Origin of the sequence: Nonomuraea sp. NPDC049269 (assembly GCF_043197155.1) — a bacterium.
Lineage (GTDB): Bacteria > Actinomycetota > Actinomycetes > Streptosporangiales > Streptosporangiaceae > Nonomuraea.
In genome coordinates, this window is record NZ_JBICSO010000002.1 from 1 (window position 1) to 21708 (window position 21708).

The window sequence follows — 21708 nt, forward strand, 5'->3', positions numbered from 1 at the left end:
TCCGACACCGCCGCATCGAACCCCGGCGAAGCGAACTGCAACACCCGCGACAACGCCGACACCCCGAACGCCTCACCCTGCGCCACCACCAGGTTGACCAGCCCCCGATGCGCCACCCGCACCCCCTTGGGACGACCAGTGGAGCCGGAGGTGTAGATCAGGTAAGCAGCCTGGTCCGGGGCAACCACCACCGAGGGGGCCGTGACCGGCAGAGCCTGCACGCTCGGCTCGTCTACCAGCAGTGTGCGGAGGCGGCCGGCAGGCAGGTCCTCCAGCAGCGCTTCCGTGGTCAGGAGGAGACCCGCCCCACTGTCGGACAGCAGATAAGCGATCCGGTCGGTGGGATAGCTGGGATCCAACGGCAGATAAGCGGCACCCGCCTTCCACACCGCCAAAACGGCCACAACAAGATCGACGCCACGCTCCAGACACAACGCCACCGTCGTCTCCGGCCCCACACCCAACTGGATCAGTCTGTGAGCCAACTGATTGGCCCGGACATCCAGCTCCCCATAACTGAGCTGCCCCTCCAGCTCGGCCACCGCGACCGCCCCAGGATCAGCGACCACCCGAGCCGCGACCAACTCATGCACACCCCCCACCTCAGGCAGCACCACCCCGGTCGCGTTGACCTCCCGCAGCAGCCGCAACTCAGCCGAGGTCAGAGCAGGCAGCTCCGACAACAACCGATCGGGCCCGGCCACCACGGCGTCCAGCACCATCCACAGGTGCCCGACCAGCCGCTCGATCGTCGCCTGGCCGAACCTGCCCAGGTCATAAGCCATGCTGACGCCGAGCTCCGCCCCCGGGAACACGGCCACGGTAAGCGGGAAGTTGTTCCGCTCCAGCGCGAAGTTCTCCGACATCAGCAACGAGCCGACCGCGCCATCGACCCCGGGATAGTTCTCGAACACGAACATGCTGGTGAACAGCGGCTGCCCCTTGGGCACCTCCGTCCACTCCTGGATGGCGGTCAGCGGCGTGTGCTCGAACCGGCGCGCCGCCACCATGTCCCGCTGCAGGTCACGCAGCCACGAAGTCACCGTCTCGTCTCGTGAGACCCGTACGCGGGCCGGGATCGAGTTCAGCAGCAGCCCGACCATCGACTCGACCCCGTCGAGGTGGTCGCCGCGGCCGGAGGTGGCCAGGCCGTAGACGATGTCGTCACTGCCGGAGTAGGCCGACATCACCAGTGACCAGGCGCCCTGCACCAGGGTGTTGAGGGTCAGGCGGTGGTGGCGGGCGAACGCGGTCAGCGCCGAGGTGGCCTCGCGCGAGAGGTACGCGCGGTGGGTGTGGTAGCCGTGGTCGCCGGTCGGCCTCTCCACGTGCAGGTTGGTCGCGGACTCCAGCCCAGCCAGGCGGTCCCGCCAGTACGTCTCGGTCTCCGCGAGGGCGAGGGCGTGGTCCTGTCCCGTCACCCAGGAGACGTGATCGCGGAACGGCCGCCGTACGGGCAGTTCGGGCTCCGCCCCCATGGCGAAGGCGTGGTAGGCGTCGAGGAACTCGTTGAGCACCAGCGGGATGCTCCAGCCGTCCAGCACGGCGTGATGGTGGCTCCACACCAGTTGGTGCCGGTCCTCCCCCAGGCGGATCAGCATGAGCCGTACCAGGGTGGGCTGCTCCAGGTCGACGCCGCAGGCCAGGTCGGCGGCCAGGAGATCGGCCAGCTCCGCCTCCTGGTCCAGGTCGGACCAGTCCAGCACGTCGAGCGGCAACGACACCGCGCGCGACACCACCCAGACGGGGTTGGGCAGCCCCTCCCACATCGCGGTCGCGCGGAGCAGCTGGTGCCGTTCGAACATCAACTCCCAGGCCCGCACGAACGCACCCATGTCGAGGTCGCCATCGAGCAGCAGCCCGTTCTGCAGCCAGTAGATCCCGGGATCCAGCTGCGAGTGGAACAGCATGCCCTGCTGCATGGCGGTCAGCGGGAAGATGTCCTCGATGGGACCGGGTGACGTCATGACCGACCTCCGAATGGGGAACCAATACGCTGCTGGATCAGGTCGAGCGCCGACTGGTCGAGCCCAGCCAGGGGGAAGTCCGAGGGGGTGTATCCGGTGCCGGGCCGCAGGAGGCAGCCGTCGACGAGCGTGGCGAGCAGCTCGGCGTGGCGGAACGCCAGGCGGTCGGCGCTCACGCGGTCGTCGTGGGACCAGGTCATTTCGAGCCGCCCGCCGGTCAGCCGGCAGTCGATCTCGATCGGATACGCGGGCGCCGGCCCCTGACTCTGGACCGGCTGGAACAGTCCGTCGGCCCGGTGGTCCTCGCCGAGGTAGCCGAGCGACACCTCGGCCGGCCGCGTGGTCGGGGCGGCCGCCCGTACGCGCTGCTTCACCTGCTTGAGCGCGTCACCGGGAGCGGCGGGAAGGTCGTCGATGCGCACCTGCCGCAGCGTGGACAGGCAGCCCACGGTGCGCGCCAGGTCGGCGTCGCGGTCGTGGCCGGCCACGTCGACGGTGACGGGACCGCCCGCCCACTCGCGCAGGACGGGGACCAGCGGCGCCAGCAGCACCTCGGCCATCCGGACGCCGTGGGTGGCCAGCACCTCCGGCAGCAGCCCGGTCCGCTCGGCGGACAGTTCCGTCCGTACGATGCGTACCCGATGGTGTGGTCTCCCGGGTACGAGCGTGGGGGTGGGCGCCGTCCGCTCGGCCCAAGCCAGGACTGACGTGGCCGTCGGCGCGAGCCGGACGGCTTCGCCGCGCTCCAGCTGGGTGCAGGCGGTTTCCAGGTCGTCGAGCAAGAGCTGCCAGGACACCGGGTCCACCGCGATCCGGTGCACGGCCAGCAGGAGCGATCCCCCGTCGATCAGCACGCCGCGCAGCAGCGGCCCGTGGACCGGGTCGATGGCCGCGCACGCCTTCGCCTCCGAGGCGGACCCGGGCCCGGCCGCCGTCAGCAGCTCAGGATCGTCGCCGGCCGGTACGCAAGTCATCGCCGTCGCGTCCGGGCCGGTGAGCCGCAGGCGAAGCCCCTCGTGGTGATCGACCAGGGCGGTGAGCGCCGCCCGCAGCGTCTCCTCCGCGACCGGCCGGCGCAGGCGCAGGAGCCGCGTCTGCACGTGCCGCCCCGGCTCGGCCAGCCCGTACGGCGACAGCGTGCGCAGGAACGCGGGCAGCGGCGCCTCTCGCGGACCGGCGGCGGCGCGAGCCGGCTCGGCGGCGGCGCGGGCCAGCTCGGCGACGGTCTGGTGCTCGAAGACCTGGGCCGAGGTCAGCGTCAGCCCGGCGAGGCGGGCCCTGGCCACCATCTGGATGCCGGTGATCGAATCGCCGCCCAGCTCGAAGAAGTTGTCGTGGACGCCGACGTCGTCCCGCCCGAGCAGCTCGCCCCAGATAACGGCGAGCAGCCCTTCCTCGCGCGTGCGGGGCCCGGTCTCGGGGGCGGGTGCGGGAAGCCCGGGGAGCGAGGCGCGACCGGGAGCGGGCAGCGCGGCGCGGTCGATCTTCCCGTTGGGGGTGAGCGGCAGCGCGGTCAGCAGCACGACGGCGGCCGGGACCAGGTAGTCCGGCAGCCGCGCGGCGGCGAACGCGCGCAGCTCCGCTTCCGTCAGTGGGAGTCCGGCCCTGGGCACGACGTAGGCGACCAGCCGCCGGACGCCCGGCTGGTCCTCCCTGGCCACCACGGTGACGCCGGCGACCGAGGGGTTGCGGGACAGGACGGCCTCGACCTCCCCCGGTTCGATGCGGAACCCGCGGATCTTGACCTGTTGGTCGGCACGGCCCAGGTAGCCGAGCGTGCCGTCGTCGTGTCGGCGGGCCAGATCGCCGCTGCGGTACATCCGGGCCCCGGCGGGACCGTGCGGGTCGGCGATGAAGCGTTCGGCGGTCAGCGCCGGCCGGTTCAGGTAGCCGCGGGCGAGGCCGGGGCCGGCCACGTACAGCTCGCCGTGCCCGGCGGGCCGCAACGCTTCGTCCAGGACGCGGACGCGCAGGTCGGGAAGGGCGGAGCCGATGGCGCCCGCGCCGGCCTCGGCCGCGCTCGTCCGGTCCAGGGCCAGGTGGGTGACGTGCACGGTGGTCTCGGTGATCCCGTACATGTTGACCAGGACGGTGTCGCGGCGCTCCAGCCCGGGATGGCCGGCGAACCACGCGTCCAGGCGCCCCAGGTCCAGCGCCTCCCCGCCGAAGATCACGTATCGCAGGGCGAGGGGGGCGGGGTCGTTCCGGTCGGCGTCCATCAGCGCGTAGAAGGCGGAAGGCGTCTGGTTGAGCACTGTGACGCGCTCGCGGGCCAGCAGGCGCAGGAAGTCGTCGGGCGAGCGCGAGGTCAGGTAGGGCACCACGACGAGCCGCCCGCCGTACAGCAGCGCTCCCCACAACTCCCAGACGGAGAAGTCGAAGGCGAACGAGTGGAACAGCGTCCAGACGTCGTCGGGTCCGAAGCCGAACAGCGGCTCGGTGGTGCTCATCAGCCGGATGACGTTGGCGTGCGACACCACCACGCCCTTCGGCCTGCCGGTGGAGCCGGAGGTGTAGATCACATACGCCGGGTGCGCCGCCGCCAGCGGAATCGCCCGGTCGGCGTCGGTCAGGTCGTGGCCGGGATAGCCGGCCAGGCCCGCGAACGTCTCGGCCGTGACCGTGCAGGCCGGGCGCGCGTCCCGCATCAGGTGCGCGATCCGGTCGGCCGGGTGGCCGGGTTCGATCGGCACGTACGCGGCCCCGGCCTTCAGCACCGCCAGGATCGCGACGACCAGGTCCGCACCGCGCGGGAGGGTGAGGGCGACGAACTCCTCCGGGCCGACGCCCTGGACGACCAGGTGCCGGGCCAGCCGGTTCGCCGCGCTGTTCAGCTCCGCGTACGTGAGATCCGTGCCCTCGGCACTGACGGCGACCGCGTCCGGGTACCGTGCCGCCACCGCCTCGAACGCGGCGGGAAGAGTGCGCGGGCCGTCATCGCCGGCCACCTGCTGTGCTGTCATCGGGGCCCCCGCCCTTCCACGGTTCGGTCCACTGCCGGGGGAGCTGGCGGGCCAGCCGGTGGAACCCGCCCGTCGTCACGACCGGGATCCGCGAGAACGGCCGCCCGGTGTCCGCCGCCACGGCGTCGAGTACGGTGATCAGATAGTTCGCGAGCCGGTCGGCCGCGGCTTCGTGGAACGCGTCGGTCCGGTAGCGGAACCGGCCGCCGAGCCGGTGGTCGCCGGCGTGGAGGACGAAGGCCAGGTCCACGTCGTCCGGGGTCGTGTCGGCGTAGGCCAAGGCGGCGCGCAGCCCGCGCGTCCACCGCCCGGCGCCGTGCCGCGACTCACCGGCGGTCGTGCTCTCGAACGCGAGATGGCAGGTGTCGGCCGCCGGGCTCGCGGTCAGGCCCGGCCGCACGCGGACCAGCACGTCCTCGAGCGAGGGTGTGCCGGTGAGGTCGAGTCGCAGGATCTGCCCACGCGCCGGGAGGCCCAGCGTCACGTGGTCCCACTCGCCGCACACCCCGATCAGCGCCGCGAACGTCGCCAGCACGAGCTCCGGCACGGTGGTTCGCAGCCGGTCGCCCGTCTCGCGCAGCGCCCGCCCGGTCTCGGCGGGGATGGCGAAGGCGTAGTTGGCCGCCGCCGAGCCGCCGGCGGTCGCACGTTCCGTCAGGGCACCGGGCACGACGGCCGCACGCTCCGCCGCCGCGTCGGGGACGCCGTCCCCCCGGTACAGCAGCGGCAGGCTCGGCAGCAGCGCGGCCAGCCCCCGGTCCAGGACCATGCTGAGCAGGTGGTCGTCCGCGCCGATGCGGACCAGCCAGCAGCGTGGCGCCGGTGGGGCGGCCGCGTCGAGGCCGGTCAGCGACTCCTCGGCGAGGATGGTGGCGACCACCTCGCCGGCCGCACGCGGGCCACGCGGCTCACCGCTCAGGTCGAGCACCGCGAAAGCAGGCTCACGCGGCGCGGCGAGCCGGGTCAGCGCCCCCTGCAGGGCCGCCACGTCCAGCCGCCCGGTGAGGCGCAGCGCGACGTGCGCCGCGACCGGCAGCGGTTGCGGGGTGAGCGGGGCCGGCGTATCCGGCCGGACCCGCTCGGATTGACCTAGTTTCACGGCAGACTCCAATCCGGGCGGGCCGCGTAGCCAGGAGATGAGGGGCCTCAGCCCGATTCGGAGGTGGAACCGGCCGTCATGATCTCCCCCAGCTTGTCGGTGGAGCGCTGTTCGGCGTCGTCCAGGAAGCCGCTCGCCTGCATCGTGAACAGCTCGGCGTAGAGGCCGTCGGCGGCCATGAGGGCGTTGTGCGTACCCTGCTCGATGATCTTTCCCTCGTTGAGCACGATGATCCGGTCGGCCGTGCGCACGGTGGAGAAGCGGTGGGAGATGAGCAGCACCGTCCGGTTCGCGTACAGGTCGCGGACGCTGTCGAACAGGGCCCGCTCGGCCCTGGCGTCCAGGGACGCGCTGGGCTCGTCGAGGATGACCAGCGGCGCGTTCCTGAAGAACGCCCTGGCCAGCGCGACCCGCTGCCACTGCCCGAGCGAGAGGTCCTGCCCCGCCCCGAACTGCGGCGAGAGGATCGTCTCGTAGCCGTCCGGGAGCGTGGCCAGGAAGGCGTCGGCCCCGGCGGCGCGGGCGGCCTCGCGGATGTCGTCCAGGTCCGCCTGCTTGTCGATCGATCCGAGGCGGATGTTCTCCTCGGCGGGCAGCGCGTACCTGACGAAGTCCTGGAAGAGCACGGCGACCGTCTCCCGCCAGGCGCGGGAGTCGATGTCGCGCAGCTCGGTGCCGTCGACCTGGATCGAGCCGCCCTGCGGGAAGTACAGGCCGGCCAGCAGCTTGGCCAGGGTGGTCTTGCCGGAGCCGTTCTCCCCGACCAGGGCGATGACCTCGCCGGCCCGGATGGAGAACGAGATGTCGTCGAGCGCGGCCCGCTCCGAGCCGCGATAGGTGAACCCGACGTTCGCCAGCTCGATCCGGTCGAACGGCCCGGCCATGGGCAGGCCGGCCCGCTCTCTGGCGAGACTGGTCTCCTCGGCGAGGAAGGCGTTCAGATCGCGGACCAGCGGAGCCGACTCGAAGAACTCGTTGGTGCCGGCGATCATGTCCTGCATGCGCTGGCTGAACAGCACGAGCACGCCGGCGACGGTGGCGGTCTGGGCGAGGGTCAGGACGCTCGACAGGTTCAGCAGGATGAGGACGCCTGCCGCGACCGCGACCACCGCGTTGCTGCCGATGGAGGCGATCAACGAGGAGCGGAAGCGCCGCTGCAGCGTCACGGCCAGGGCTTCCAGCCGCCGCTGGGTGATCGTCCGCCAGCGCTGGGCCAGGTGCTGCGCGGTGTTGAACGCGCGGATCTCCTTGGCGGGCTCGCGGGTGGTCAGCAGGCTGAACAGGTAGTTGCGGTTGCGGTCGGCGGGCGTGGTCTCCGTGACGAACTCGAAGAACTGCTCGCCACCGCGGATGCCGCCGATCCAGATCGGGATGATGACCGCCAGGACCACCAGGGCGATCCAGAGGTTCACGGTGAGCAGCGCGGCCCAGATGGACACCAGCGCGAACAGCGCCTGAGTAATCATGATCAGGCTGTCCACCATGCGGGCAGGACGCGTGATCGCGCTGGAGGCGGCGCGCTGCAGCCGGTCGTGGAAGCCGGAGTCGTCGAAGTCCCTGAGCTCGGCCAGGCACGAGACCTTGAGGATCTCGCCGCAGACGTAGATGCTCGTCTGCTCGGTCAGCAGCAGGCGCCGGTTGGTGATGAACGCCTGGGCCACCAGGATCACCACGTTCGCGACGAGGAAGAGGATGATGTCGCGGGCCAGGCCCGAGGCGTCGAGGCCGGAGTTGGCCTGGATGAGCTCGGTCAGCACCTGCTGGATCTGCACGATCACCACGAAGATGCCGACGCTCTGCACCAGATCGGCGATCATCACCACGAGGAACTGCCGCGGGCTGGACCTCCACACCAGCCGGACGGCGCCGGCCATCAGGCCGAGGACCTCGCTGACCGGCGGCCGCCTGGAGCGGCCGCGCTTCGTCGGAGGACCTTCATGACCGCCCTCACGCGAGTGCACAGGGCCGTCCCCGCGCCCTTTCATCGGTTCCTCGCGATTGTCGCGCAATGCATGGGGGAACCTCCGCATTGTCGATTTCTTCGACTGGCCGCACTCGCGCACCAGGGAGCCGCATAATCAGCTCTAAGCCACTACCTGAGGGATAGTACCCACAACGACCGCGGAAACAATAGGTCTCAGCCAATTTAAATTGCCGGTCGGCAGCATTACTGAACAGGCCCCTGATAAGCCCTGTAAAAGCGCTGGAGTATCGCTGGTGGAATCGTCCATTGAGACCAGTTGAGCTGGGCTTACAGTAAACGATAGCGGCGTTCTGGCGGAATGCTGGTGATCCGCTGTCAGGTCTTCCTGAAGCGGGTCGCGGTCTCTATGGTGGAAGTCTAGACAGCCGGACCACGCGCCGAGGTCATCCTTGTTTCGCATTACAGCGGAGCGGTCTCCGGCCATTATTGCAAGGCTCGCCCGGCTATCCGTTGATTGGCTGCGGCGACTGCCGGATGAGCCCGCGCCGGAAAGTCCGGAGAGAAGGTCATGGACTCTGTCGACGGTTTCCGACTCGGAATGCAGAGGCTGGTCAGCGGGGTGAGCGTCATCACCGGGCGCTCGGCAGAGGGCCGGCCCTACGGCATCACCGCCACCTCGGTCTTCTCCCTCACCGTGGATCCGCCCAGCCTGGCGGTCGGCGTCAACCGGCAGACCCGGTTGGGCGGCATCGTCCCGGAGCTGAAAACGTTCTCGGTCAGCATTCTCGGCGACGGGCAGCGCGACGTCGCCGAGGCGTTCGCCGGGCGGATTCCCGGCATCAAAGGCGTCGACCGCTTCACCTATGGCAGGTGGTCCGAGGACTCCTCCGGTGTGCCGATCCTGCTCGACGCCGCCGCCTGCTTCGCGTGCGAGGTGGACGGGATCATGGAGCGTTCGACCCACTTCCTGCTGATCGGGGTCGTCACCGCTGTCCACGTCTCACCTGGCGACATCGCCCCGCTGGTCTACTTTTCCCGCGAGTTCGTCGATGTCAGGCACGGTGCCGCCGCCCAGCCGCCGTTGGCCAGGGAGCTGCACCGGGCCAACGGCGCGAACGGACTACCACCGGTCGCGGAACGATGAGACCGCTTCACCTGGTGGCCATCGCCACCTCCCGCGCGTTCTCCTCCTCGGTGACGGGGATGCGGCGCACGGTGAAGCGCAGGAGCAGCGGCGCCATGAGCGAGGTCGCCACCGCTACCAGGATCACGATCGTGTACATCGCCGGGCTGAGGACGCCCAGCCGCAGGCCGGTCATCGCGATGACCACCTCGATCACGCCACGCGCGTTGAGCCCGGCCCCGAGGGCGAGCGACTCCCAGTGACCGAGCCGGGCCAACCGGGCGGCGCCGTACACTCCGGCGAACTTGCCGATCACGGCGACCGCCAGAACGGCGAGCGCGGCGAGCAGCACGCCGGGGTCGGCCAGCGCGGTGAGGTCCATCCGCAGGCCCGCGGTGGCGAAGAAGATCGGGGCCAGCACCGCGACGACGAACGTACGCAGCGGCGCCAGTCTCTTCCGATCCACCCAGCCCGACGAGCCGATCAGGACGCCGCCGAACATCGCGCCGACGATCGGCTCCAGACCGGCCGCCTGGGCCGCCGCACTGAACAGGACGATGACGGCCACCGCGGCCGCCAGCATCACCCCGGGCTCGGCCACGCGGGCTGACAGCCGCAGCACGCCGTTCACCAGCAGCCGCCCCACGGTGGCCGCGGTCAGCGCGGCCAGCAGCAACATCGCGGTCGACCGCGCGACCGTGGCCGGGTCCACGCCGCCGGTGGCCATCGCGGCCACCACTGACAGCAGGAGCCACCCGACGAAGTCGTCCACGGCGGCCGCGCTGATGATCAGCTGGCCGACATTGCGATGCAGTAGCCGCAGCTCCAGCAGCGTCTTGGCGATGACGGGGATGGCGCTGACGCACATCGCGACCCCGAGGAACCAGGCGAAGACCGTACGTCCGCCGGGAGCGCCGTCGGCCAGCAGTACGGCCGGCAGCAGGAACCCGGTCGCCACGCCGAGACCGAGCGGCACCAGCAGGCCACCGGCGCTCACCCAGGCCGCGGCGACGCCCTTGCGCCGGATCAGGCCCACGTCCATGCTCATTCCCGCCAGACCGACCAGCAGCAGCACGCCGATCTGACCCACGCCGTCTACCAGGTGCAGTTGCTCGGGCGAGGCGGGGAACACCCAGGCCGCCATCCCCGGCGCCACCTGCGCCAGGATCGACGGGCCGAGCAGCACGCCGGCGCACAGCTCGCCGGCCACGGCGGGCATGGACAGGCGGGTGGCCAGCCGCCCCAGCAGCAGGGCCGTGCCGAGCAGCAGGCCGATCTGCAGCAGGAACAGCAGCGACTGGTGGGCGGTGATCGGCGGGACGGGCCCGAGGGCGAGGATCATCCGACGGCCCTCAAGCTCTCGGCCAGGCCGTCAGCGCCGTGGTCAGTCTTTCCAGCCCGGTCACGAGCTCATCGGTGGAGCCGCCGAACCCCAGCCGGATGTGCCCGGGACCGCCGAAGCACGAGCCGGGGATCACCAGGACGCCGTGCCGCTGGAACAGCTCCTCGCAGAAGTCCCCGGTGTCCGCCATCCCCAGCAACCGGGGGAAAACCGACACACCGCCGTCCGGCAGCGTGAGCGAGACCAGCTCCGGTACGGAGGCGGCCCAGTCCCGGACGATCTCCCGGTTGACGCTCGCCTGCTTCAGCCGCGGCTCCACGAACGCGTCGGCGTGGCGCAGGACGCCCAGCGCCAGCAGCTCGACCAGCGGCGAGACGTGCAGGGTGGTGTAGTCCTTGATCCGCATGCAGTCCCTGAGCACCTCCGCCGGTCCCAAGGCCCAGCCGAACCGGAGCCCGGGCAGGCCGAACGCCTTGGAGAAGGTGCCGAATCCGATGCCCCGCTCGTACCGGGTGGAGATGTCGGGGAGGGGGGCCCGGTCGTAGGTGAGCTCGGCGAAGGCCGCGTCCCACAGCACGTACGCGCCCACCTCCCGGGCGCGTTCGACGAGGACGCGCATGTCGTCGTCGGTGACCGTGACGCCCGTGGGGTTCTGCGGGAAGTTCACCACGATCGCCCTGGTGCGCTCGTTGACCAGCCCGGCGAGGTCGTCCAGCGGCGGCCGGAAGCCCTGCGAGGCCTCCAGCCGCCACTCGCGCGCCGTACAGCCGAGCGCGGCGACGTAGTCGACGAGCAGGTGATAGCCGGGAGCGACCACGATCACCTCGTCGCCGGGCCGCAGTAGCGACATCATGACCAGCGAGATGGCCTCGCCCGACCCGCAGCTGGTCATCACCTTGTCCGGGTCGCCGTCGCCCCAGCGGCGGGCTATCTCGGCCCGGACCGCGGGCGTGCCGAGCGAGTAGCCGTCGTCGAGGACCAGCGCGTCGATCTCGTCGTGCCCCGTCCCGGTGATGGCGCGCACCTCGCCCATCGAGTACGAGTGCACGCCGCTGGAGCTGATGTCGATCTCGGCGGTGAAGTAGTAGTCACGCAGCCAGTCTTCGAGCGGCGCGGAGGGCAGTCTCATGGCTCAGTCCGTTCGTTTCAGGAATCCGAGGATCGCCTCGTTGACCTCGTCCGGCTGCTCCAGGCAGCCGAAGTGACCCGCGTCCTGGATCTCGACGTAGTCGCAGTCAGGGATCGCGGACGCCACCTCCGCGCACAGGTGCGGCGGGGTGACCACGTCGTCGGAGAACGCGATGACCCGGCAGGGCGCGGCCACGGTGCGCAGCGCCGCGCGCCGGTCGTCGGAGTTCTCGGCCCACAGCTGCCCCTGCGCCGCTTGCTTGCCGGAGGAGTGCTGGAAGGCGTCCAGCCAGAGCGAGACGACGGCGTCATCGTTCAGGCTGGCGGGCGAGAGCATCTGGGCGGCCGTCATGGCCGCCTCGTACTCGCCGGGCAGCTCCACGCCGCTGCCGGCCAGCGCCCGGTAGGCCCGCCGGTACGCGGCGCGCATGGTGTCCGAGCGTGCCGTGGTCGCGATGAACACCGCGCACCTGACCAGCTCGGGGTGGTGGATCGCCAGCTCCTGGGCGATCTGGCCGCCCAGCGAGAAACCGACGATGCGGCACGGGGCCGCACCAAGGGCCTCGATGAGGCCCTTGGTGTCGGCCACCATGTCAGCCATCGAATACTTCCCCGGCGGCACGTCGGATGGCGGGACGCCGCGGTTGTCGAAGGTGACGGCCTGGTATCCGGCTCGGGTGAGGGCCGGGGTCTGGTGCATCGTCCAGACCCGGCCCGCGGCGGCGGAACCCATGATCAGCAGTACGCGTTCCCCTTGGCCCCACCTGTCATAGGTGAGCCGGATGCCATTGGTGAAGACGTAGGGCACGCTATTTCCCGTCGAGCAATATACGCAGGCTCTTCGGGCGCATGTCGGTCCAGTTCTCCTCGATGTAGGCGTCGCACTCCTCCTTGGGAGCGAGCACGCCGGTCTCGTTCCAGCCGCCGGGGACCGGCAGGTCACCGGGCCACAGCGAGTACTGCTCCTCGTGGTTGATCAACACCTTGAAGCGGGCCTCGGGGTTCTCGAAGTCGAAGGTGGTGGTACGCATGGTCGTCTCCTTCACGGGGTTGACGGGTTTACCAACGCCACTCGTGCTGGTTGAGCAGGTGGCCGGCTCGGATGTCGCGCTCCTTGCACCACGACATGAACTGTTCGATCTGCTGGAGCTGGTAGGAGTCGTCGTTGTAGCTGGTGGCCATGACGTGGCCGAGCCAGCTCTCCTCCCCCATCGCGTAGATGTAGACCTCTTTCGCGCCCAGCTCGTTGACGATCGCGCCGGCCTGGGCCGCGTCGGAGCCCGACAGCTTGCGCGAGTCACTCATCCGCTTCGTCACCGGCTTGGTGAGCAGCGCCTGGTAGAGCCAGGTCAGCGGGGCGCCGTCGCACTCCATGCCGAGGAAGGCCAGGTCCGCGGTGCCGAGGTGGCTGGAGATGTAGCGGTAGAGGGTGGGGTCGACGCCCGAGGAGTCGGCGCCGACGAAGACGGACTTGCCGCCCAGCTCGATCCAGTACGTGGACTTGCTGCGGATGTCGAGGTCGGCGTGCTCGCCCAGGAACGGGGTCGAGACGACCCTGCCGCCGGGGAATGGGATCTCGTCGAACTCGTCCACCTCCAGCACCGGCAGGCCCAGATGCTCCAGGTAGAGGCCGAGCGAGGGGTCGCAGAGGTTGCCGCGCGAGGATCGTGGCACCACGACCGTGCCGACCCGACCCCGCAGCTGCATGAGCGTCTCCAGGACGATGTGGTCCTGGTGGCCATGCGTGATCAGCACGAGATCGATGTGGTCGGGCAGGTCACGGTAGGTGTAGCGGTCCGTCGCGTTGGTGTCGGCGCTGATGAACGGATCGGTGAGCACCGTGGCCTCGGACGTCTGGAGCGCCAGGCAGGCGTGCCCGAAGTAGCGGATCCGGCCGCCTTCCTCGATGTGCCGGTCAGGAGCCTGGCTGTAGTCGCTGGTCAGCAACGTGGCGAGCTGGGCGGCCTGGGCGTCGTCGAGTTCCAGGGCCTCCCGCAGGCTGCTCAGGCTGCGGGGCCGCAGCCGGGTGGAGAAGAGCTCCTCCAGCCCCTGATGGCGGAAGGGGATGCGCAGGTCGAGCACGTCCGGGCCGGGCAGCCGCGGCGTGCTCAGGATGAACGGCCGCTCGACGCCCGGCTCGATCGACAGCTGGACGGACTGCCGGTCCTCGATGTACGCCTTGCTCTTGTAGACCAGCGGCTCCAGGAAGTGCAGGGACGCCTGGTTGCTGGTGTCATAGGCGATCTCCACCAGGCCGGCCAGCTCCGCGGGCAACTTGGCGTAGAGGGGGGTCAGGTCGAACCCGGTCGCCCCTTGCCGCACGATGTCCTCGCCCTTCGCGATCGCCTCGGCGAAGGCGAACATGTCTGCGCTGTCCTTCTTGATGGTGTTGAGCAGGTCGCGGACCTCGTCCGCGCGCTCCTCGGGGATCCCGACGAAGTAGCCACCGCGTAACTCCGGGTTGGCGGTGGCCGCCACGTGCACGGGCGGCGACTGCAGGTAGGACTCCAGCAACGGGGCCTGCAGAAAGGCCAGATTCATCGACGCCTGAACCGGGGCCACCGTGTGCAGCCACGCGTAGAAGCGGTCCACCAGCGGCTCGATGATGACGTTGGGGCGGAGATACTGTGGCTCGTCGGCCATGAATGCTCCCTTTGAGGTTGCGCGTACTTTCGGTGTCATGAGCCGCGCCAGACTGGCTCACGTTTTTCGTTGAACGCTCGGGGGCCCTCCTGCGCGTCGTCGCTGTGCATGCGGCGGGTCTCCCACGTGTAGGGGGTGGTGAAGGCCTGCTCGATCGGCATGTCGAGCGAGCGGTGCACGGCCTCCTTGATCGCGCGTACGGAGAGCGGCGCGGCCCGGACCAGGTCGTCGGTCCACCCGGCGACGCACACGTCCAGCTCGGCCGCGGGGACGACGTCGTTGACCAGCCCGAGGTGCAGCGCCCGGTCGGCGGTGAGGCGGCGGCCGGTGAGCAGGTGGCCCATGGCGGTCTTGAGCGGCAGTTGCCTGGCGAGCCGGAACGCGCCGCCCGCGCCGGGCACCAGCCCCAGCCGCGCCTCCGGCAGCGCGAAGACCGCCTGGGTGGAGGCGACGACGATGTCGCAGGCCAGCGCCAGCTCGAACCCGCCGCCCAGCGCGTAGCCGTGCACGCGGGCGATGACCGGCTTGGACATGCCGAACCGCTCGGTCAGCCGGGGCCAGCCCGGCTGCCCCCGGCTGCCGAATGTGGTCGGCGGCGCGCCGGCCGCGCTCAGCCGGGCGCGCTCACGCAGGTCCTGCCCGACGGAGAAGGCCCGGTCCCCGGCGCCGGTCAGCACCGCGACCCGCACGTCGTCGTCGGCCTCGACGTCGTCCCAGACCTCGGCCAGCTCCTCGTGCATGCGCAGGTCCATCGCGTTCAGCACGGCGGGCCGGTCCAGCGTGACCCTGGCCACGTGGTCCTTCTTCTCATACGCCACCCGGGTGCTCACGGCACCCGCGCCCGGGTCTTCCGCTCGGCCTGGAACCGGCCGATCTTGCTGATCACGTCGTCGCTGTACAGGCGCTCGGCCTGGTACAGCGCGAACTCGGCCAGGTAGTGGCGGAAGGCGTCCGGCGGCTCCTCCGCCAGGTTCAGCATGTGCCGGTTCGGCACGACGGCCGGCCCGCTGAGCCGGTCCACCGCGCCGGCGATCACGGCGTCGAGGTCGCCGGGCTCGGCCACCTCGTCGATGAGGAACGCCGCGGCGGGTTCGGTCGCCCACACCCGCCGTCCGTGCAGGATGACCTGGCGAGCCAGTCGCGGCCCCATCGCCCGCGACAGGCGCAGGTTGGCCGCGCCCGGGATGATGCCCTCCTGCGCGGCGGGCAGGCTCACGTAGGCGTCGGACGCGGCGATGACCTGGTCGAACACGAGCAGCAGCTGGGCTCCGCCGCCGATGGCGAACCCGTCCACCACGGCCACCCAGGGCTTTTCGTGGCCGGCCGTGCCCCGCACCAGCTTGTTGATGTAGCCGAGCTCCCTGCGCAGCAGGAAGTCCACCAGCGAGATGTCGCCCGCGTGCAGCTTCTTGAGGTTGATGCCGGCGCTGAACACCCGCCGGCCTCGGTAGCGGGGGTGGTTCATCTCGCCGCCCCGCAGCACCCCGACGCGTACGGCGGGGTCCAGCAGCGCCAGGTCGACGGCGGTCTCCATGTCGTCGACCTGGCCGTCGTCCTCGGCGTTCAGGCAGTCCGCGCCGGTCATGGTCAGGTACGCGGCGCCGTCACGGCGTTCCACCCGCACCGAGCCGAGCTCCACCAGGCCGGTGCCGGTGAACTCGGGGAGGAGCCGCAGCGCGCGCTCCGTCGGCCGGAGCATCGCCTCCATCAGGTGTGCCCCGGCGACAGGCGAGCGCAGGACGGCACGCAGGAAGAGGCCCTGGTCGATCTCGTGCCCCTCCTTCTCCGCCTGCGGGCGGGCCCGCTCCGCGATCAGCTGCTCCGGCGTGGGCACCAGCCCAGGGAAGGCGGCCGCCGCGGCCTCGACCAGCTCGGCCAGGCGCGGCCACGCGGTGCGATCCGCGGTGAGCTCGGCGTATACCGCCTCCACGTGCGTCTCCAGGAACGCGGCACGCTCCCGCCGGGCGGCCGCCTTGGCCTCCGCCGCCGCGCCGCGCTGCTCGCCGGAGCGCTCGCCCGGGTCGGGAAGCGCTGCCAGCGCGGCCGCGGCCCGGGCCGCCGCCGCGGCCAGCGCCGTCCGGCCGACCGGCAACGGCGTCCGCACGGTGCCCGCCGTCATGGCGCCACCTCGGCGGCGGCCCGGCGCAGCACGCGGTCGCAGGCCGCCAGGTGGGTGCCGAGCGCGTCCTCGAAGCTCATCGTCTCCGCGTTGAGCAGGAGCTGGCGGCGGATGGCCAGCTCCTGGCCGGACACCACGTCCGCCAGCTCGGCCGTACGAGCCCGCGCCGCGTCCGGGTCGGCCACGATCTCGTCGATGAGGTGCAGCGACAGTGCCTCGGCCGTGGTGATGGGCATCCCGAACAGCACGCTCCGGCGCGCTCCGGCCGCTCCCGCCTGCTGCGCCATCCGGAAGGTCCCCATGCCCGGCCAGGCCGCCCCCGCCTGGAGCGGCATCAGAAAGCGGGTGTGCGGGGTGGCGATGCGGTAGTCGGTGGCCAGCAGCGCCTCGAAGGCCCGGCCGCCGCAGTCGCCCGAAGCGAGTGCGACGGTGGGCGCCGCCAGGCGTTCCAGCCGGCGCAGCGCCTGCTCCCACTTGTTCACCAGCGCGACCGTCAGTCCTTCCGCGCGGGGGTGCGCGGGGGTCCCGGAGACGTGGACGACGACGGGCCGCCCGCCCTCGTGGTCGTCGGCCCTGTCACAGAGCTCTCTCAGCTTGCCGATCGACTCCGGGGACACCGGCAGGGCACCGTCGATCCTGATGGAGAGCGCGTCGCCGGTCACCACTGGACCAGCGCCGTCTCGATGGTGGAGCCGGGGCCCATGGTCATCAGGACGCCGTAGTCGCCTGTTTCCGCCACTCTCTCCTCCTGCAGCCTTTCGTAAGAGAACAGGAAGGACGCGCTGGACACGTTTCCGTAGTCACGCAGCACTCCCGTGGTGTGCCGTACGTCGTACCGCGTCAGTCCGAGATTGACGGTCACCGCGTCGATGACCTTCTTGCCGCCGGAGTGCACGAGCCAGTGCCGGACGTCGCTGCGTCGCAGGCCGGCGGCGCGGAGCAGCCGGTCGACGACTTCCTCCGCGTTCATGCCGACCACGTAGGGGATGTCCGGGTCCAGGAAGAAGCTGAACTTGCCCGCGTCCTCGTCCCACTCGTAACGCATGGCGTCCAGCGCTTCGGTGATGATGCGGCTGGCGAAGCCGAGGATCCGCGGGCCGGGCACGGTGTTCTCCGAGGGCTCGGAGCGCAGCGCGACCGCCGCGGCGCCGTCGCCGAACAGGCTGTTGACCACCGCCGTGCGCATGGTCGAGTCGAAGACGTACGCCGCCGAGCACGCCTCCGCGCAGAGCACGATGGCCAGCTCGTCCGGGTGGGCCATCGACCAGCCGGTCGCCACGTTGAGCGCGTTGAGCCCGGCGTTGCACCCCATGCCCACGATGTCGGAGCGGCTGCAGTGCTGGTCCAGGCCGAGCTCGTTGATGAGCAGCGCGCTCAGGCCGGGCGTCAGGAAACCGGTCGAGGTCACGCAGCACAGATGCCGTACGTCGGAGATGTCGGCGCCGATGTTCTTCAGGCACGCCTGCAGGGCGCGGGCCCCCATGGCGACGGCCATGGTCTTGTGCTTGCTCAGCAGTTCGCCCTGCGACTCCTGCACCCGGCGGCCGTCGGCGCCGAGCGGAGGCAGGGTGAGGTGACGCCGCTGGATCGCGCTGTTGAGGAAGAGCGAGCGGATCCGGGGATCCGTGATCGCGAAGGCGTCGAGCACCTCTTCCTGCGAGTAGGCATCGGGGGACACCGCGGTGCCGACGCCGGCGATACGGACCTGAGGCATGGTGAGGACGGTGGTCATCGGTAGGTCCACCCCCACATGCGGGTCTTACTCCGCGGGGTGCTCTGCCATTCTGCTAATTCAAGTACCAATGGGGCTCACCTTTTCCCGAATCGCTTTCGGTGGCATCGGACTTTCAGGCACGAGAGGGTATTTATTTCCGTGCGGTTAATACGTTCCACGACCGGCTTCCCCAGGCCGAGGACGGGCTCTCATCAGGAGGTTTGACTTATCGTCAAACTGTTCTGTCCGTTGACGTGAATTGTCGGACAGAACTAGGATCGGCAATTGCGTCAGCATTGATCATGATGGGGGACAGGCATGAGCTTCTCTATTCTGGGATCTCTCGACGTCAAGCACCCTGGGGGCAGGATTCACATCACAGCGCCAAAACAGAAGATTGTTCTTTCCGCGTTACTCCTTGAAGCCGACAACGAAGTGTCAAGCGAGAGTTTGATCGATCACGTGTGGGACGGCCGGCCGCCGACAGCGGCGCAGACCACACTGCAGTCGTACGTGTATCGCCTCCGGCAGCTCCTCAGTCCGCTGCCCCAGGTCAACCTGCGGAACAGCACCTCGGGTTATACGATCGAGCTCGGCTCCTGCGTTCTCGACCTCCGCTTGTTCCACGACCGGATGGCCGAGGCGGGCGAGCACGCCAGGCAGGGCGACAAGACCGGCTCGGTGACGGCTCTCCGTAACGGCCTGTCCATCTGGCGGGGCAGCGCCCTGGCCGGGGTGCCGGGTGAGTTGCTGCGGCGGGAGGCCGCCCTGCTGGAGAACGAACGCATCGCGGCCTATGAGGAGCTCGCCAGCCTCGAACTCGAGCTCGGCAACCACCGGCGGATGATCCCCGACCTCCACAAGATCGTGACCGAGTACCCGTTCCACGAGGTCTTCACCGCGCAGCTCATGCTCGCCCTGTACCGCTCCGGCCGCCAGGCCGAGGCCCTGCAGGACTACGAGATCATCCGGCGAAAGCTCCGCGACGACCTCGGCATCGAGCCGGGGGCCGAGCTCAGGCACCTCCAGATGGCGATCCTCGAACGAGCTCCCGCCATGGAGGTCACCCTGATCCCGTGCACCCAGTGAGTGCCGGGGGAGCGCAGCGTTGATGTCCGTACCTCGTGAGTTCCGGGCGAGCGCAGCGTTCATGTCCGTACCTCCCAACCGTCCGCGTTGAGCCGCTGGGCGAGCAGGTTCGCCGACGCCTGAGTGACCAGCAGTCGGACCCTCCCGCTCGGCTCGTCCAGCGTGTGCTCGATGCGTACGTCCTCGATGTTGACCTCGACGTCTCCCGCCGAGGCCAGCACCCTGGCCAGCGCGCCGGGCTCGTCGGAGATGACGACGTCGACCTCCGCGTAGCTGGGCTCCGGGCCGTGGTGCTTGTGGGGAATCCGGGCGTGACCCCGCGTACCGCGCCGCAGGACCGACTCCAGCTCGACCGCCCCCCGGCGCCGATCCACCGGATCGGCGCCGGACAACCCGCGCAGCGCGGTGATGGTTCGCGCCAGATCACCCGCGTACAGTTGCAGCACGTCCGCCACCGCGTCCGCGTTGGCGTCGAGGATGTCGGCCCAGAGCTCCGGGTCGCCGCCGGCGATCCGAGTGACGTCCCTGAGCCCCTGGCCACAGATCCGCACCGCGTCCTCGGTGACGTCCTCCAGCAGACCGGCCATCAGCGCCGCCACGACATGGGGCGCGTGCGAGGCCAGCGCCACCGCCCGGTCGTGGTCGGCCATCCCCATCACTACGGGCACTCCCCCGCAGAGCGAGACCAGCTCCAGCGCCGTGTTGAGCACGTCCTGCTCGGTGTCCGCGGACGGCGTGAGGATCCAGTACCGCCGTTCGAACAGATCGACCCGGCCGGCCAGCGGCCCGGACCGTTCCCCGCCCGCCATCGGATGCCCGCCCACGTATCTGGCCAGGTCGCCGCCGGCGCCGGTGATCTCGCGCTGCGGGCGCGCCTTGACGCTCGCCACGTCGGTGTACGCGCGGGCGAGCCCTTGCCGCTGCCATCTGGCCAGCTCCCGCCCCATGTGCGCCGGGGGCATGGCCAGCACCGCCAGGTCCACGGGCCCGGCCGGCGGGCTCAGCGTGCCGGCACCGAGCGAGGCGGCCGTTCTTGCCGCCTGCTCGTCGGCGTCGCTCAGATGCACGGCCACCCCGCGACGACTCAGGGCCAGCGCCACCGAGGTCCCGATCAGCCCGGTGCCCACCACCGCCGCCGTCCTCACGAGGCCTCACTCGCCGAGGCGATGAACGCGGCCAGCCGCTCGATGCCCGACTCGATCTCGTCGTGGGTCAGGTAGCTGGTCGACAGCCGGATGCCCCGCTCGCCGCCGCCCTGGGGATAGAAGTAGCTCATCGGCGTCCAGATGACCCCGAAGTCCTGCGCGGACCTGGCCAGCGCCGCGTTGTCGACGCGGAAGGGCACCTTCACCGTCAGGAAGAATCCCCCGCTCGGCCGGTTCCAGCCGACCCCGAGCCTGGCCCGGCGAGCGGGCGGCAGGATCCGGTCCAGGCAGCGCAGCGTGGTCCGCAACGTGTCGTCGTAGTACTTCGCCGTCTCGTTGTTGAGGTCGGAGATCCGGCCCGCCGACTCCAGCAGCGCACCCGCGACGGCGGCCTGGCCCAGCGGCGAGGTGTTCACCGTCACCATGCTCTTGACCTTGGCCAGCTCGTCCGCCAGGAACCCGGAGCGGCCCGCGGCGTCCACGACCGTCTGGTCCGCCACGGCGAACCCGACCCTGGCCCCGGGAAAGACGGTCTTGGAGTACGACCCCAGGTGCACCACCCGGCGCCCCCGGTCGAGCGACTTCAGGGTCGGCAGCCGGATTGCCTGGCTCACCAGCCGGTACGGGCTGTCCTCCAGGATCAGCAGATCATGGCGGGCGGCCAGGTCGAGCAGCTCGTGCCGGGTCCGCAGCGGCATGGTCACGCCTGACGGGTTCGAGTGGTCCGGCGTCACGTAGATCGCCCGCGGCCGGTGCCCGGCGGCCAGCTCCACCGCGACCGCCGCCTCGACGTCGGCACACGACAGGCCGCCCTCGTGCTCGTTCACGCCGACCGGCTCAATGCACTCGTTCACGCCGACCGGCTCGATGCCGAGCAGCCGGGCCGCGCCGGTGATCCCCACGTAGGACGGGCTGGAGACCAGCAGGACGTCCTCGGGCCGGGAGAACAGCACGCGCAACGTCAGGAACATGGCCTCCTGGCAGCCGACCGTCACCACGATCGACTCGGCCAGCACGTCGATGCCCTCATCCGCGCGCAGGGAACCGGCGATCAGCTCGCGGATCCGTCCGGCGGTCGGGCCGTACTGGAACAGCGCTTCGCGGATGCGGGCCGGCGACTCGCCCTGCTGGGCCAGGTGATCGAGGTAGCGGCGGACGTAGGAGAAGATCTGCTCGACGTCGAAGAGCCCGTCGTACGGCCGGCCCGGCGCGAACGAGATGGCCTCCGGATAGCGGAGGGTGATCTCGTTGAGGAAGTTCATCGTGTCCATGACCGGGTCCGACACGCTGGGGTGCAGGTCCTCCCTCCGGAGGTCCGTCCCACCTCCGGACAAGGCGAGCGAGGACGCCCCGGCGGGCGTCCCCGAATTCATTGTCTCGTCCCGCATAACGTCCGTCCGTTCAGCGCGGAATATCGGTCACGAATTTTTCGCTGGATGCCTTTTTTCTGGC

17 protein-coding genes are annotated in these 21708 nt (G+C 70.4%); 2 read left to right on the forward strand and 15 right to left on the reverse strand.

Annotation, left to right across the window (positions count from 1 at the left end):
• The 4 genes from ACGFNP_RS09410 to ACGFNP_RS09425 form a co-directional block, all read right to left on the reverse strand.
• Nucleotides 1-1967 (reverse strand): condensation domain-containing protein (locus ACGFNP_RS09410; protein ID WP_393316669.1); only part of this gene is annotated, 1967 nt, incomplete at its 3' end.
• Entirely contained in the window at nt 1964-4930 is a 2967-nt protein-coding gene (locus tag ACGFNP_RS09415; protein ID WP_393316672.1) for an amino acid adenylation domain-containing protein, read from the reverse strand. The genes ACGFNP_RS09410 and ACGFNP_RS09415, both read right to left, overlap by 4 nt.
• Nucleotides 4902-6029 (reverse strand): hypothetical protein, encoded by a 1128-nt coding sequence (locus tag ACGFNP_RS09420; protein ID WP_393316675.1) that lies wholly within the window; start codon nt 6027-6029, stop codon nt 4902-4904. Before ACGFNP_RS09420 ends, ACGFNP_RS09415 begins: the two co-directional genes overlap by 29 nt.
• Before the next feature lie 47 nt (nt 6030-6076).
• Nucleotides 6077-7990: an ABC transporter ATP-binding protein gene (locus tag ACGFNP_RS09425; protein WP_393316678.1), complete on the reverse strand. Its 1914-nt coding sequence runs from the start codon at nt 7988-7990 to the stop codon at nt 6077-6079.
• Between the two features lie 531 nt (nt 7991-8521).
• On the opposite strand from ACGFNP_RS09425, the gene ACGFNP_RS09430 reads away from it, so the two are divergent.
• Nucleotides 8522-9097: a flavin reductase family protein gene (locus ACGFNP_RS09430; RefSeq protein WP_358338323.1), complete on the forward strand. Its 576-nt coding sequence runs from the start codon at nt 8522-8524 to the stop codon at nt 9095-9097.
• A 7-nt stretch (nt 9098-9104) separates the two neighbouring features.
• On the opposite strand, the gene ACGFNP_RS09435 is transcribed toward ACGFNP_RS09430, so the two are convergent.
• The 9 genes from ACGFNP_RS09435 to dpgA are packed head-to-tail and all read right to left on the reverse strand — an operon-like array spanning nt 9105 to nt 18022.
• Complete coding sequence (locus ACGFNP_RS09435; protein ID WP_358338320.1) at nt 9105-10418, reverse strand: cation:proton antiporter; 1314 nt, start codon at nt 10416-10418, stop codon at nt 9105-9107.
• A gap of 10 nt (nt 10419-10428) precedes the next feature.
• Nucleotides 10429-11547: a capreomycidine synthase gene (gene vioD / locus ACGFNP_RS09440; protein WP_358338317.1), complete on the reverse strand. Its 1119-nt coding sequence runs from the start codon at nt 11545-11547 to the stop codon at nt 10429-10431.
• A 3-nt stretch (nt 11548-11550) separates the two neighbouring features.
• Nucleotides 11551-12354, reverse strand: a complete 804-nt coding sequence (locus ACGFNP_RS09445; protein ID WP_393316683.1) for an alpha/beta fold hydrolase — start codon at nt 12352-12354, stop codon at nt 11551-11553.
• Nucleotide 12355: 1 nt separating this feature from the next.
• Nucleotides 12356-12577, reverse strand: a complete 222-nt coding sequence (locus ACGFNP_RS09450; RefSeq protein ID WP_358338311.1) for an MbtH family NRPS accessory protein — start codon at nt 12575-12577, stop codon at nt 12356-12358.
• A gap of 28 nt (nt 12578-12605) precedes the next feature.
• Nucleotides 12606-14189 carry an MBL fold metallo-hydrolase gene (locus ACGFNP_RS09455; RefSeq protein WP_358338308.1) on the reverse strand — a complete coding sequence of 528 codons (1584 nt, stop codon included), beginning with the start codon at nt 14187-14189 and terminating at the stop codon, nt 12606-12608.
• Between the two features lie 35 nt (nt 14190-14224).
• A complete protein-coding gene (dpgD, locus tag ACGFNP_RS09460) occupies nt 14225-15019 on the reverse strand; it encodes an enoyl-CoA-hydratase DpgD (protein WP_393316687.1) in 795 nt (264 codons plus the stop codon).
• The gene (gene dpgC, locus ACGFNP_RS09465; protein ID WP_393316690.1) at nt 15016-16308 is read right to left on the reverse strand and encodes a (3,5-dihydroxyphenyl)acetyl-CoA 1,2-dioxygenase DpgC; all 1293 of its coding nucleotides are present in this window, start codon (nt 16306-16308) and stop codon (nt 15016-15018) included. The genes dpgD and dpgC overlap by 4 nt, the downstream gene beginning before the upstream one ends.
• Nucleotides 16305-16970: an enoyl-CoA-hydratase DpgB gene (gene dpgB, locus ACGFNP_RS09470; protein WP_358338300.1), complete on the reverse strand. Its 666-nt coding sequence runs from the start codon at nt 16968-16970 to the stop codon at nt 16305-16307. Before dpgB ends, dpgC begins: the two co-directional genes overlap by 4 nt.
• Nucleotides 16967-18022: a 3,5-dihydroxyphenylacetyl-CoA synthase DpgA gene (gene dpgA, locus ACGFNP_RS09475; RefSeq protein ID WP_393316693.1), complete on the reverse strand. Its 1056-nt coding sequence runs from the start codon at nt 18020-18022 to the stop codon at nt 16967-16969. The genes dpgB and dpgA overlap by 4 nt, the downstream gene beginning before the upstream one ends.
• 318 nt (nt 18023-18340) lie before the next feature.
• Here dpgA and ACGFNP_RS09480 point away from each other — a divergent pair, with 318 nt between their 5' ends.
• Nucleotides 18341-19111: an AfsR/SARP family transcriptional regulator gene (locus tag ACGFNP_RS09480; protein WP_358338294.1), complete on the forward strand. Its 771-nt coding sequence runs from the start codon at nt 18341-18343 to the stop codon at nt 19109-19111.
• A 59-nt stretch (nt 19112-19170) separates the two neighbouring features.
• Here the strand turns inward: ACGFNP_RS09480 and ACGFNP_RS09485 are convergent, their stop codons facing one another.
• Together ACGFNP_RS09485 and ACGFNP_RS09490 are read right to left on the reverse strand one after the other, a co-directional pair.
• On the reverse strand, nt 19171-20256 hold the full coding sequence (locus ACGFNP_RS09485; RefSeq protein ID WP_358338291.1) for a prephenate dehydrogenase: 1086 nt from the start codon (nt 20254-20256) through the stop codon (nt 19171-19173).
• A complete protein-coding gene (locus tag ACGFNP_RS09490; RefSeq protein WP_393316698.1) occupies nt 20253-21629 on the reverse strand; it encodes a PLP-dependent aminotransferase family protein in 1377 nt (458 codons plus the stop codon). The genes ACGFNP_RS09485 and ACGFNP_RS09490 overlap by 4 nt, the downstream gene beginning before the upstream one ends.
• Nucleotides 21630-21708: the final 79 nt, after the last annotated feature.